The sequence below is a fragment of the Pseudomonadota bacterium genome, assembly GCA_023229365.1.
Lineage (GTDB): Bacteria > Myxococcota_A > Polyangia > JAAYKL01 > JAAYKL01 > JALNZK01.
This window is the reverse complement of record JALNZK010000033.1, coordinates 33,226-46,704: the sequence shown is the minus strand read 5'-3', so window position 1 is coordinate 46,704 and position 13,479 is coordinate 33,226. Positions and strand designations below refer to the sequence as shown.

The following is a 13,479-nucleotide window of genomic DNA, read 5'->3' as shown; positions in this document are numbered from 1 at the left end:
CATAGGCGTTAACCGTTTTTTTGCCTTCAACATGTTGTCCGTTCCATGACGGAGGAATGGAAAACCTCGTCAACACTATAGAGTCGAAGGGCTGGGAGATGATCACCGCGCAGCTTCCTAGTCCATGGAAGACGATGGCCGACACCTACGGTCTGTGTTCGAGGAAGCTCCCCGAGGAGATGGGCGCCAAGTTCACGGACATCGAGGATCCGCTGCGCCTCGTGCTCCATCACGCCGGCAACGGGGCCTCGCTGAAGGTGACCACCGCGGCGGCCGCGGCGGCCGGTCTGGCGGACATCTCGCACGTGGCGCTGCACAAGTGGATGGTCAAGATCGGCCCCTATCTCGCCGACCTGTGCGGTCGCATGGCCGGCGACAGCACCGCGTTTTCTCCAGACCGCTGGGCCGGCTACGAGGTGATGGCCGTCGACGCGTCGGCGCTGTGCTGCCCCGGCGCGGAAGGCACCTCCGCGCGAGTCCACTACGCCATCCGCCTTTCGGACCTGCACCCGGCGGAGATCCAGGTGACGGACCACAGGGGCGGTGAGACGTACCGCCGGTTCGAGCCGATGCGCGACCAGGTCTGGGTCGGAGACCGCGGCTACGCCAACCCGCCGGGTATCGCGTTCATCAAGGCGCACGGTGCCGAGGCGCTGGTGCGCTACAACTTCGGTTCCCTGCCGCTGTACGACGAGGCCGGGCAAGGCCTCGATGTGCGCCGGTGGCTCGGACAGCTCAAAGAGGCCAGCGCGACGGCGGAATGCGAGGCGTGGGTCCGTCCGCAAGACGGCGAACCGATCCGCGGCCGCCTGTGCGCGGTGCGCCTGCCCCCGGACAAGGCGCTCCAGGCCCGCAAGCGCGTCCGCCGCGAACACGGATCCGCTGTCACACGTGAGATGCTCGCCGCGGCGAGCTACGTGGTGGTGTTCACGACCGTCCCGCGCGCTCGCCTGGACACCGCGCAGATCCTGGAACTCTACCGAGTGCGTTGGCAGGTGGAGCTGTTCATCAAGAGAGACAAGTCGATCGGCGGCCTGGGTGCGGTGCCGAACACCAAGCCCGAGACGATTCGTTCCTGGATCTGCGCCAAGATGCTGTTGCTGCTCATCGCGCGCAAGATCGCCAGCGAGCAGGTTTCTTTCCCCCCCGGTGGTCCATGCGCGGCGCACTGACGCGGCGACTCGGCGGGCGTCGGTCCGCTCCGGGCTCGACGTTCGCGTGCGGGACGAGGCCTGGCGCGTGCTGGTGTTCGTCTGGACGATCATCCGTTCCTCAATCATCCCCATCGACCTCTGCCAAGTCCCCGCGGCATTGGATCTCTTCCTGGACCATCTCTCTCGGAGCAACAAGCACACTCGCTCCCGGCAGATCCCACGGTTCCTCCTCCAATTGGAAACCGTGGCAGCGCCCGGTTAACGCCTATGAGTGAGGACCTCCTCCAGCCCGCGCAATTCATGCGCGGGTGCGTCTGCGTTGGAGGTATTGATTCCCTGCTGTTATACTTCTGACGGAGTTGTCGAGATGACAAAGAGCGTCCAAATCGTGTTGTCTTTGTTGCGCGGGCGCCTCGAGGCGCTGTACGGCGATCGCCTCGTTGGCATAGTGCTTTTCGGTTCGCAGGCCCGCGGCGAGGCCTCTCCCGGTTCCGACATCGACGTCATGGTCGTGGTCCGCGGCCCAGTCGACCCGGGGGAGGAGATCGAGCGCGTCGGACCGATCACCGCAGCGCTCTCCCTGGAGCATGACGTCGTCCTCTCCTGCGTGTTCGTTTCGTCTGATCGCTACTCGAACGAGCGCAGCCCACTCTTGCTCAACGTGCGCCGAGAGGGCGTCGCTGTATGACCCCTGAGCAGGCCACCCTCCTGCGCAAGGCCGGCGACAGCCTCCGCGCCGCGAAGATGCTCGAAGCGGATGGGCTCCACGACTTCGCAGCTTCGCGCGCCTACTACACCATGTTCTACATCGCGCAGGCCTTTCTCCTCGGCGATGGGCTCTCGTTCTCGAGCCATTCTGCGGTGATCGCCGCGTTCGGCCGCGAGCTCGCCAAGACGAACAGGGTGCCTGCCGAGTATCACCGCTACCTCATCGAAGGCCAGGACTCGCGCAACGTCGGAGACTACGACATCGGTCCGGGCCTCTCCGCCGCGGAGGCCGCCCGCCAGATCGAGCGGGCCGAACAGTTCGTCGCGCTCGCGGAGAGACTCCTCGCGTCTCCGGCGCCGCGGTAGCGAGGAGCCCGACAGAATCCCGCCCCTTGTCGCGAAGCGGAACCCCACTATAATCCCACCCCGAGGTGATCCCATGTCGCTGAAGCTGAAGCTCGCCGCAGCCGGGGCGCTCGCGTTCGCGCTCGTCGCGATCCTCGGGGCCGGGCGCGCGCAGACCCAGGCCGCCCAGCCGAAGGCCGCCCGCCCGCTCGAGGAGCTCGGCCGGACCCTCGCGGGGCTCGCGGCGAGCAGGCCCGGAGGCGGCCAGGTCGGCGTCGCGGTGTCGGACGTCCTGTCCGGGAACGAGATCTTCGCGAAGGACGGCGACACGCCGCTCAACCCGGCGTCGAACGCCAAGATCGTCACCGCCGCGGCGGCGCTCGTGAAGCTCGGGCCGGAGTTCCGGTTCTTCTCAAGCCTTCACGGCGAGCGCGAGGGCGCCGCGATCCGCGGCCCGCTCTACCTCAAGGGCCACGCGGACCCGACGCTCGAGTCTTCGGATCTCTGGGAGATGGCCTCCGAGCTGCGGACCATGGGCGTGCGCCGGGTCGAGGGCGACGTCGTGGTGGACGACACGTACTTCGACGATCGGAACCTCCCGTTCGCGTACGACCAGCAGCCCGACGAGGACAACAAGTTCCGCGCGCCGGTCGGCGCGGCGTCGCTCAACGAGAACGCCATCGCGATCACCATCGGCCCGGGTCCGCTCGGCATGGAGCGGGCGCGCGTGACGCTCGATCCCCCGGGCTACGCGGTGCTCGTCAACGACGCCGTCACGGTCGGGCAGGGTGCGAGCGACCTCAAGATATCGATCGAGACGAGCGGCGGGCGGCCCCGGATCCGGGTGTACGGCCAGGTGCAGCTCGGCACGCGGCCTGTCACCTACGCCCGACGGATCGACGACCCCTCGCCGTTCACCGGGTACGGTGTCAAGGCGGCGCTCGAGGACGCCGGCATCGCGGTCGGCGGCGACGTGCGCGTCGGGCCGATGCCGCCCGGGACGCCGCTGCTCGCCGAGCACGCCTCGGCCCCGCTCTCGTCGGTGCTCTGGGAGACCGGCAAGATGTCCAACAACTTCGTCACCGAGATGGTGCTCAAGACGATCGGCGCCGAGGCCGGCAAGGGGCCGGGCACGTGGGACACGGCGACGGCCGAGGTCTCCGCGGTGCTCTCCGCCTGGGGCCTGGCCCCCGGCTCCTACACCTACAGGAACGGCTCGGGCCTCTTCGACGCGAACCGGATCTCGGCGCGGCAGCTCGTGCGCGTGCTGCGGGGCGCGTACCTCGACGTCTCCATACGCTCCGAGTTCCTCACCCAGCTCGCGACCGGCGGCGCGGACGGCACGATCGGGGAGCGCTACAGGGGCCCGACGACCAGGCGCCGCGTGAGGGCCAAGACCGGGACGCTCGCCGACGTCTCGGCGCTCTCCGGCTACGTGCTCGACGACGAGGGGCGCCGGCCGATCGCGTTCTCCATCCTCGTGAACAAGGCGCCGGGATACGTCTCCGCGGCGCGCGGGTACCAGGAGAAGATCGTCACCGCGATCGCGGATTTCCTGAACGAGTAGACGCTGGCACGCTGAACGAACGATTCAACTGCAATTGTTCAAATTTACAAGTTTATTTCAAAACTGGAAAGAACGGCGCCCGCGTGACACTAAGTCATTGAACGCGGGTCGTCGGTACCGGTTGGCGACCCTATTGCGAAAGGGAACCCAAATGCTCACGACGCGTGGAATCCTCGCCAGAAGCCTTTTCGGACTTTGGCTCGCGTTACTGCTCGCGGCGTGCGGCAACGAGGCGCCGGGCATCGCGGGGGGAACGGACGCCGACACGGACACGGACGGGGACTCGGACTCGGACGGGGACTCGGACTCGGACGGGGACTCGGACACGGACTCGGACTCGGACGGGGACTCGGACGCCGACTCGTGCCGCAAGGTCGAGGTCGTCATCGCGGTCGACGCCTCGGGCAGCATGGTCGAGGAGCTCGTCGCGCTCCGTGACGACGTGTTCCCGGCGTTCGCCGACCAGCTCGTCGAGATCGGCGAGGGGCTCGACAACTTCCGGGTCGCCACGCTCGACGCCTGCCCGAACCCCGCGAACTTCCACACGCAGGGCATCGGCGGCGAGTGCGCGTTCTTCGGCGGCGAGCCGTGGATCGACAGCGCGTCGCCGAACATGGACGCCGAGTTCGCGTGCGTCGGCGACATCTACCTCGGCGATCAGGAGTGCTCGGGGGAGAACGACGACGAGCAGCCCGCGACGGCCGCCCTGACCGCGATGGAGGCGCCGTGGATCGAGGAGGAGAACGCGGGCTTCCTGCGCGACGACGCGATGCTCGTCGTGATGGCGATCACCGACGAGGACGAGCAGCCGACCCTGGACGGGGTCGAGACCGCGCAGGACATCTACGACGGGCTCGTCGCGATCAAGGGCGACGTCTCGCGGATCGTCTTCCTCGGGATCGGCGGCACGACTGCGTGCGAGGGAGAGTACGGCTCGTCCGATGAGGCGACGATGCTCCACGAGCTGACCCAGCTCTTCATCGACGAGGAGCGCGGCGTGTGGTGGAACCTCTGCGACGGCGCGCTCGAGGACGGCCTCGACGCGGCGTTCGCGGGCATCGAGGAGGCGTGCGACGAGTTCGTGCCGATCGAGTAGCGCGACGCGCCCCTTGCCCCGCCATCCGGATCCGGCCGAGAATGCACGAATGAGGAGGATGACCCGCTTCGCCGCCATCGCCGTCGCCGCGTGCCTCGGGGGATGCACCGCCGAGACCGTGCAGCTGTCCGACGCGGACGCGGGCGCGGACGCCGGGGAGGCGGACGCGGACACGGACGCGGACGGCGGGGGGCCGGACCCGGGGTCGCCCCTCTTCGACGAGGTCGGCGCGTACGCGACCACCATCGCCGCGAACGGCGATCCCGCGGACGTCTACTACCCGGTGCCGGGCGGCGCGGAGGGAGCCGGGCCGTTCCCTGTAGCGCTGCTGCTCCAGGGCGCGGAGGTCGGGCGCGCGCACTACGCCGGGGCCGCCGGCCGCGTCGCGGCGTACGGCTTCGTCGTCGTCGTGCCGGATCACCAGAGCTTCGGCCTCGCGGGGCCGGGGCTGTACGCCGAGCAGTCCGAGGCCGCGGAGGTGATGGCGCACATGACGGCCGAGAACGCGAGCACGGCGTCGCCGGTCTTTGGCGCGGTCGACGTCGAGACCCTCGTGCTGCTCGGGCACTCCTACGGCGGGCTGTGCGGGCTGAACGTCGTGCGCGGCGTGTGCGAGCCGCCGACCTGCGTGGGGCTGACCTTCGATCGCCCGGAGCAGCTCGCGGGCGCGGCGTTCTACGGCACGAACACGGCGCTCCCGTTCGTGGGCTCCGTGATCTCGACCGTCGAGAACGACGGCGTCCCGATCGCGTTCGTGCAAGGCGCCCTCGACGGCAAGGCGCTCCCGGCGGACACGCAGGAGACGTACACCATGGTCCAGGACCCGCCCAAGGCGTACGTCGGGATCGCGGGCGCCAACCACTACGGCGTGTGCGACGTGAACGATCCGGAGGGCGCGCAGATCGATCCGAACGTCCCCGAGATCGATCAGGGGGTCGCGGTGGAGACGGTCGCGCGGTGGAGCGCGATGTTCCTCAGGGCCTTCGCCCTCGGGGACGCCGCGGCGCGCGACTACGTGGCCGCGATCGGCGGGCCCGCCGATCCGAACGCCGAGATCGTGCTGGAAGAGTAGGGCGGTCAGAAGCTCCGCGCGTAGCCCATCGCCAAGCCGTCGCGCGTCGGAAGCACCGCGAGCGCCCCGCGGCGCTGCGCCGCCTTCTGCCTCTTGAAATGGACGATCCACATCGTGACGCCGCTCACCACCATCGCCCCGCCGGAGATGAGGATCACGATCCCGGCCGCCTGCGCCGCCGAGGTCGAGCCGCCGGCGTCGTCGCCCATCCCCGCGAGGATCGCCCCGACGACGGTCACGATGGTGCCGCTGAAGGTCAGCGCGACGCCGCCCGCGAGCAGCGGCTTGCTCTGCTCCAGGACGACGTGGAGGGACGTCGTCTCTCCCACGTAGACCGTGGCCAGAAGGCCCCGCTCCGTCTCGTAGCCTTCGAGGGACACGCGCAGATCGTACATGCCCTGGTAGAGCCGCTTGCGCACCGGCGTGGCGCCGAGGGTGCTGCCCCCCCGCTCCGAGGAGAGCGCGCGCCCGGTCTTCCCGAGCGCCCCGAGCCCGAAGCCGGTCGGGCTCCGCAGGCGGACCACGGCGCCCGGCGGGCTCGAGGTGACCGAGAGCTCGCCCGTGAAGCCCTGGGCGCACGACGATTCGGCGGCGGCGGCCGGCGGCGGCGGCTCGGGCTCCGGCGCGATCGGCGCGTCCTGCGGCGCGATCGGCTGCGCGGGCGCGGGGGCGAGATCGTCCCGGATCGACTCGGCGGCGTCGCGGGCGAGCGGCAGGATGTCCTGGAGGGTCGCCGCGGTCGGCGTGTTCGCGCTGGCGACGAGCGTGTCGGTGATCCGATCCTGCGCCTCGAACTTCAGGGCATACTTCTTGTCGAACAGCACGACGGCGCCCGTGACGAGGTAGCGCGCGCCGGTCACCTTGGCGCGGTTGAAGACGCAGAGGCGGTTGCAGGTCTCGCCGGGCTTCACCGGGATCAGCACGATCTCGAAGTCCGCGCCCCTGGCGGAGAGCGCCGCGACGACGGCGTTCGTGAGGATCGCGACCTCGTCGACGGACAGCTTGGCGTTGTTCTCGATCGGGACCACGGCGACCTTCTCGGCCGCCGGCGCCGCGCCCGAGGCCAAGGCGAGCGCGAGGAGGACCGCGGCGGGCGCCAGCATGACGTGAGCTCTCGGCACCGAACCCATTCCCGTCACGGCGAGGACCTCCTGCGTTTCGTTAGGTGGACGAACCGATTCTATCCCGGCCGTTCCCCGGTGCCAAGCGCCTCGCGAAGGCGCCCCCGGGGCGGCGACCGCCGTCCGCGCTTTCCGCTTCCGCGAAATTCGGATAGATTTCATGATCTCGAATGGATTTCAAGAAGACCATCTTCGTCCTCCCGAACCTCCTCACCGCGGCGAGCCTGTTCTGCGGCATGTACGCGATCACGCTGTGCATCGGCGCCGAGGCCGCGGAGGAGACGGCGTACCGCGCGTCGCTCCTCCTGTTCTACGCGTTCATCTTCGACCTGTTCGACGGCCGCGTGGCGCGCATGACCAAGACGCAGTCCGCCTTCGGCGTCGAGTTCGACTCGCTCGCGGATCTCGTGTCGTTCGGCGTGGCGCCGGCGGTGATCGCCTACCGGTGGTCGCTCGACGGCGCGGGCATCCTCGGCGCGATCGTGGCGTTCCTGTACGTGCTCGCGGGCGCGCTCCGGCTCGGGCGGTTCAACCTGCACGCCCACAAGCCCAAGGCCAAGAGCACGGGGCCGGACAAGTACATGCAGGGACTGCCGATCCCGATGGCCGCGGCGTTCGTCATCGCGCTCCTCCTCGCCGAGCGCGCGATGGGCGGGTGGCCGTGGCTGACCGAGTACGGCCTGCACCTCCGCGGCGAGGAGTACCCGATCATGCTCGTCGTGATGGTGGTGCTCGCGCTCCTCATGGTGAGCACGGTCCGGTTCCGCTCCTTCAAGGACCTCCGGATCAACGCTCTGTCGATCGCGCTCGTCGCGGTGGTCGTGGGCGGCAGCGCGGTGGTCGGCTTCCTGTATTCGCCGAAGTACATCCTCATCGCGCTCCTCCTGACCTACGTCCTCTTCGGCTTCTTCGAGGCGATCTTCACCTGGCCGCGCCGCTGGCGCGAGAAGCGCGCCGCGCGCGAGACGGGGACCAAGACCGGGGAGTGAGGGTCGGACGCCGGCCCGCTTCGCTCAATCGTAGATCGTTCCGCCGCAGCCGCCGTTGTCCACGTCGTCGCAGCTGTCGTCGAGATTGCCGAAGATGCAGACGCCGACCTGACCCCCCAGGCCGAGCCCTTGGAGCAGGTCGGTCGCCTGGCAGGTCGGCAGGTCGTCGTTCGAGGTTATCCAGAGAAAGCTCCCCAATTCCTCGAGCGCGGACAATCCCGAGATGTCTTGCAGCTGGTTGTTGTCTTTTATTTCCAAGCCGGCCTCAATCGATTGTAGCGCCGTGAGCCCGTCGAGGTCCTGCAGCGCCGAAAGCCCGATGAGGTAGAACGTGCCGCCGATCTCTGTCAGGTTTCTCAGCCCCGACAGGTCTTCGAGAGAGGTGAAGTAGATCTCCGGCCACTGCCCGAAATGGAGATTCCCTCCGACCGATGTCAAGCTCCTCAACCCGTTGACGTTCTGCAGCGCTGGGAGGCCGACACCGTCCGAGACGCTGGAGAAAGTGAGGTTGTTCTCGACGAAGCCGATTCTTTCGAGCCCGTCCACGTTCGTCAGAGCGGGGTTGTCCGAAAACGAGATTCCCGCCGCATGATCCAGGTTGCACAGCCCGTCGACGTTCTGCAGGTTCCGGTTCCCGAAGACGTTGATGTTGCCGCCGACGTCGCGCAGGTTGCTTAGGCCGTCGAGGTTGCGGATGCTGTCGGAGCCGCCGGAGGTCCAGTAGAAGCCTATTTGAAGGTCCTGCCCGATGGTCTCGAGGCTCTTGAATCCGGAGAGATCGTCGCTCCACGGATCGGCTTCGATGATGAGATCCCCCGTGACGTGCCGCAGGCACTCGGGCGGGAAGAAACCGGATTCGGTCCAGAAGACGACGGTCAGGTTTCCCTCGATGGTCGTGCAATCGGGAGGGGGGTAGGGATAGGTCGACGACGACGTGGAGTAGTCGCCCGTGCACACGAGCTCCTCGCAATCGAGCGGCGAGGCTTCGCACACGGGCGTTTCGACCCCGCCATCGCCCTCGAAATCGTCGTCGTCCGGAAGAGAGTCGTCGCAGCCGGCGGACAACGGCGACAACGCGAACGCGGCCGCCATCATCACGTCGCGAGCTCGCCACTTCATGATCCCCATTGTACACCTCGCGTGATTGCCCGGTGGAGAGGAGTTGCAACCGCGATGCCAACTGCCCTCCGAGGGCTTCACCTCGATTTCATTCGGGTATTGCGTACGTTCGGACTCGACCTGTGCCATTCTGTGCCGCTTGGAGCGAAATGACGGCTCGCCCCGGGCTCGGAGTCGCGGAAGGGGCGGTCCGCGAACGCGCGCTCAAGGCCGGGCGGTTCAACCTGCACGCCCACAAGCCGAAGCCCAACCGAAGCCCCCCGCGTGACGCTCGAGTCGTGACGCCCGTCCGGCCCACGAAGGCGGCGCCGTCACTTGCCGGGCAGGAAGGCGAGCTGCGGGCCGGCGACCGCGTAGAGCCGCGAGTAGACGAGCAGGAGGGAGAAGAGCCCGACGTCGCCCCGCTCGTCCGCGCGCGGGCCGGGCTCGACGGAAAGCCAGTACCCCGCCGCCTCGGCGCCGAGGTGCTCGGTCCACGTGTCGGTTTCGCGTAACGTCGGGAGCACGGCGAAGGCGACGCCGACGCCCATCGCGTTCCGCCAGTGTTCGCCGTGGGTCCATTCGAAGCGGCCGCGGATCCCGCCGCGCAGCGCGAGATCGCGATCGACGAGCTCCTGCTGGTACGCGAAGCCGGCGTCGAGCCCGACCGACGGGGCGGCGGGAGAGAAGCTCGCGGCGCCCAGCGGGCCCGCCTCGGTGACGATCGCCTGCGACTCGACGCCCATGCCGAAGTCGCCGCGCGCGACGAGCTCGATCCCAAACGCGCCCTCCGTGTCCAAACGCGGCCCGAGGCCCACCGCGAAGCCCGCGGCGCAGCCGACGCAGCTCGATGCCACGAGCACGACAAGAGCGATCTCCTTGAGCTGGGTCACGGGAGCGCGTCGCTGTTGACGAGCGGCGCGGAGAACGCGGTGAGCACCTCGACGCCGTCCGCGGTGACGGCGACCGTGTGCTCGAACTGGGCCGAGAGCTTTCCGTCGGCCGTGACCGCGGTCCAGGCGTCGGGAAGGATGCGCATCTGCCAGACGCCCTCGTTGATCATCGGCTCGATGGTGAACGTCATCCCCTGCGCGAGCCGCATGCCGCGGCCGCGCTTGCCGAAGTGCGGCACCTGCGGCCCCTCGTGGAAGCCGCGCCCGATGCCGTGCCCGACGTAGTCCCGCACCACGGAGAAGCCGCGCCCCTCCGCGCAGGCCTGGATCGCGGCGCCGACGTCGCCGAGCCGCTTGCCGGGTCTCACCTCGGCGATCCCGAGGCGCAGGCACTCGCGGGTCGTCTCGACGAGCGCGCGCGCCCCGGCCTTTGGCTCGCCGACGTAGAACGTGGCCGAGACGTCGCCGTGCCAGCCGTCGAGGATGGAGGTGACGTCGATGTTCACGATGTCGCCGCCCCTGAGCTTCCGCGCGCTCGGGATGCCGTGGCAGATCACCTCGTTGATCGAGGTGCACACGCTCTTGGGGTAGCCGCGGTAGCCGAGCGGCGCCGGCCGCGCGCCGTGCTTCAGCGTGTGCTCGTGGACGAACGTGTTGATCTCGTCGGTCGAGACCCCGGGCGCGACGAGCTTCGCCGCCTCCTCGAGCGTGGCCGCCGCGAGCCGGCAGGCACGGCGCAGCGCCTCGAGATCCGCGGACGACTTGATGACGACGTCGCCCATGCCTCACCCCGCGACGACGTTGACGAGCTTGCCCGGCACCACGATCACCTTGCGGATCGTCTTGCCGGCGGTGTGCTTTCGCACGTTCTCGTGATCGAGCGCGAGCTTCTCGAGCGCGTCGCTCGCGATGCCCCGCTCGACCTCGAGCGTCGCGCGGAGCTTGCCCGAGACCTGCACGGCGATCGTGATGGTGTCGTCCGCGGCGACGGCCGGATCGAAGCTCGGCCAGGGCGCCTCGGAGGCGAGCCCGACGCCGCCCATCTCCAGCCACAGCTCCTCGGCGACGTGCGGCGCGAACGGCGACAGCATCCCCACGAGCGCGGCGAACGCGTCCCGCTGCACGGACGCCGCGGGGCCGCCGGCCGCCGGCGCCTCGAACTTGCTCAGCGCGTTCACGAGCTCCATGCAGCGCGCGATCGCGGTGTTGAAGCGGTAGCGCTGATCGACGTCCTCGGTGACCGCCTTGATCGTCTTGTGCGTCTGGCGCCGCAGCTCGGCGGTCGGCTCGTCGAGCCCCGTGCCGTCGCCGTCGTACGGCGCGGCGGAGCGGATCGCCTCGAGCCGCTGGCCGATCATGTTCCACAGGCGGGTGAGGAAGCGGTGCACGCCCTCGACGCCCTCGTCCTTCCACACGAGATCGTTCTCGGGCGGCGCGGCGAAGAGGGTGAACAGCCGGGCCGAGTCGGCGCCGTAGGTCGCGATGATCGTCTCCGGGTCGACGCCGTTGTACTTCGTCTTGGACATCTTCTCGACGCGGCCGACCTGTATCGGCTTGCCGTCCCGCTTGCTCACGCCGCCCTCGACCTCCGCGGGCGTGTGCCAGATCGGCTGCCCCTTGTCGTCGAGCGTGAAGAGCGTCTCCTTGCAGACCATGCCCTGGCAGAGGAGGCGCTTGAACGGCTCCCGCGCGACCGCGGCCGGGAAGAGGCCGAGATCCTGCATGAGCCGGTGGTAGTAGCGGCCGTAGACGAGGTGGCCGACCGCGTGCTCGATGCCGCCGATGTACTGGTCGACGGGCATCCAGAACGCGACCGCGCCCGGATCGAGCGGCGCCGTGTCGAGGTGCGGCGAGAGGTAGCGCAGGAAGTACCACGAGGACTCGACGAACGTGTCGAAGGTGTCGGTCTCGCGGCGCGCGGGCCCGCCGCACTTCGGGCAGGTCGTGCGGACGAACTCCTCGCAGCGGGAGAGGGGAGAGCCGCCCTCGGCCTGGAACACGACGTTCTCCGGCAGCCGCACCGGGAGCTGATCCTCGGGGACGGGCACGACGTCGCAGGAGTCGCAGTGGACCATCGGGATGGGCGCGCCCCAGTAGCGCTGCCGCGAGACGCACCAGTCGCGCAGGCGGTAGCTCACGGTCCTCCCGCCCTGGCCCTTCTCGGCGAGGAAGTCCGTGATGCGCTCGATCGCCTCGCGGTTCGGCAGGCCGTCGAACTGCGCGGACGCGACCTGCACGCCGTCGTCGACGTACGCCGCGGTCATCGCGCCGGGATCGGCCGCCCGGCCGTCGGGCGGCCGGATGACGACCTTGACAGGCAGGCCGTACTTCCGAGCGAACTCGAAGTCGCGCTGGTCGTGCGCCGGGACCGCCATGACCGCGCCGGTGCCGTAGTCCATGAGCACGAAGTTCGCGACGTGGATCGGCACGCGCTCGCCGTTCACCGGGTTCACGCAGTACGCGCCGGTGAAGACGCCCTCCTTCGCGCAGTCCTCGGAGCCGCGCTTGTGCTTGTCCTCGGCGAGCACCTTCTGGACGAACGCGCTCACCTCGCCCTCGCGCGGCGTCCCCTTGGCGAGCTTCAGCGCGAGCGGGTGCTCGGCCGCGAGGCTCATGAACGTGACGCCCCACAGCGTGTCCGGGCGCGTCGTGAATACCGGCAGGATCGCCTCGCCGTCGACGGGCGTCTCGAGCCTGAAGTCGACGCGGGCGCCGTGGCTCTTGCCGATGCGCGCGCGCTGCTCGAGGAGGACGCGCTCCGGCCAGCTGCCCGCGAGCTCGTCGAGGCCCGCGAGCAGCTCCTCGGCGTAGGCCGTGGTCTTGAAGAACCACTGGGTGAGCTCTTTCTGGACGACCGGCAGGCCGTAGCGGTAGTCGCGGCCGTCGATCACCTGCTCGTTGGCGAGCACGGTCTGCATCTTCTCCGACCAGTTGACGAGCGCCTTCTTGCGGTAGACGAGCCCCCTCTCGAAGGCGCGCGTGAAGACGAGCTGCTCCCACTTGTAGTACTCGGGGCGGCAGGTCGCGATCTCGCGATCCCAGTCGTACGCGATCCCGAGCGACTTGAGCTGCCCGCGCATCGTCGCGATGTTGTCGTACGTCCACCCCGCCGGGTGCAGGCCGCGCTCGATCGCCGCGTTCTCGGCCGGGAGGCCGAACGCGTCCCAGCCCATCGGGTGGAGCACGTTGAAGCCGCGCTTCTTGCGGTAGCGCGCCATGACGTCGCCGATGGAGTAGTTGCGCACGTGCCCCATGTGCAGCCGGCCGGAAGGGTAGGCGAACATCTCGAGGACGTAGTACTTCTCGCCCGGCGCGTCGTCCCGCGCCCGGAAGGTGCCGCGCTCCTCCCAGGCCTCCTGCCAGCGGGATTCCATCTCCTTGGGATCGTATTTCTTCTGCATCGTCGCTCCCGGCGTGCGAAACCGTACGTATATAG

Annotated in this window: 12 protein-coding genes; 7 read left to right on the top strand and 5 right to left on the bottom strand. The window is 69.0% G+C overall.

What is annotated here, in order from left to right; all coding sequences use genetic code 11:
- Positions 1–20: 20 nt before the first annotated feature.
- The 6 genes from M0R80_15060 to M0R80_15035 all read left to right on the top strand — a co-directional run bounded on the left by M0R80_15060 (position 21) and on the right by M0R80_15035 (position 5,942).
- Entirely contained in the window at positions 21–1,172 is a 1,152-nt protein-coding gene (locus tag M0R80_15060) for a transposase (protein ID MCK9460953.1), read from the top strand.
- Between the two features lie 349 nt (positions 1,173–1,521).
- Positions 1,522–1,842, top strand: a complete 321-nt coding sequence (locus M0R80_15055) for a nucleotidyltransferase domain-containing protein (GenBank protein MCK9460952.1) — start codon at positions 1,522–1,524, stop codon at positions 1,840–1,842.
- Positions 1,839–2,228 (top strand): HEPN domain-containing protein, encoded by a 390-nt coding sequence (locus M0R80_15050; protein ID MCK9460951.1) that lies wholly within the window; start codon positions 1,839–1,841, stop codon positions 2,226–2,228. Before M0R80_15055 ends, M0R80_15050 begins: the two co-directional genes overlap by 4 nt.
- Positions 2,229–2,301: 73 nt before the next feature.
- Positions 2,302–3,774, top strand: a complete 1,473-nt coding sequence (gene dacB / locus M0R80_15045; GenBank protein MCK9460950.1) for a D-alanyl-D-alanine carboxypeptidase/D-alanyl-D-alanine-endopeptidase — start codon at positions 2,302–2,304, stop codon at positions 3,772–3,774.
- Positions 3,775–3,925: 151 nt separating this feature from the next.
- Positions 3,926–4,870 (top strand): hypothetical protein, encoded by a 945-nt coding sequence (locus tag M0R80_15040; protein MCK9460949.1) that lies wholly within the window; start codon positions 3,926–3,928, stop codon positions 4,868–4,870.
- A 49-nt stretch (positions 4,871–4,919) separates the two neighbouring features.
- Positions 4,920–5,942, top strand: coding sequence for a hypothetical protein (locus M0R80_15035; GenBank protein MCK9460948.1), 1,023 nt, complete (start codon positions 4,920–4,922; stop codon positions 5,940–5,942).
- Between the two features lie 5 nt (positions 5,943–5,947).
- Here the strand turns inward: M0R80_15035 and M0R80_15030 are convergent, their stop codons facing one another.
- On the bottom strand, positions 5,948–7,072 hold the full coding sequence (locus tag M0R80_15030) for a PEGA domain-containing protein (protein MCK9460947.1): 1,125 nt from the start codon (positions 7,070–7,072) through the stop codon (positions 5,948–5,950).
- A gap of 161 nt (positions 7,073–7,233) precedes the next feature.
- Here M0R80_15030 and pssA point away from each other — a divergent pair, with 161 nt between their 5' ends.
- Complete coding sequence (pssA, locus tag M0R80_15025) at positions 7,234–8,052, top strand: CDP-diacylglycerol--serine O-phosphatidyltransferase (protein MCK9460946.1); 819 nt, start codon at positions 7,234–7,236, stop codon at positions 8,050–8,052.
- 24 nt (positions 8,053–8,076) lie between these two features.
- Here pssA and M0R80_15020 read toward each other — a convergent pair whose 3' ends face one another.
- From M0R80_15020 to leuS, 4 genes are all read right to left on the bottom strand, one after another.
- A complete protein-coding gene (locus M0R80_15020; protein MCK9460945.1) occupies positions 8,077–9,171 on the bottom strand; it encodes a hypothetical protein in 1,095 nt (364 codons plus the stop codon).
- Between the two features lie 311 nt (positions 9,172–9,482).
- Complete coding sequence (locus M0R80_15015; GenBank protein MCK9460944.1) at positions 9,483–10,043, bottom strand: hypothetical protein; 561 nt, start codon at positions 10,041–10,043, stop codon at positions 9,483–9,485.
- Positions 10,040–10,825, bottom strand: coding sequence for a type I methionyl aminopeptidase (map, locus tag M0R80_15010; protein ID MCK9460943.1), 786 nt, complete (start codon positions 10,823–10,825; stop codon positions 10,040–10,042). The genes M0R80_15015 and map overlap by 4 nt, the downstream gene beginning before the upstream one ends.
- A gap of 3 nt (positions 10,826–10,828) precedes the next feature.
- Entirely contained in the window at positions 10,829–13,444 is a 2,616-nt protein-coding gene (gene leuS / locus M0R80_15005; GenBank protein MCK9460942.1) for a leucine--tRNA ligase, read from the bottom strand.
- Positions 13,445–13,479: the final 35 nt, after the last annotated feature.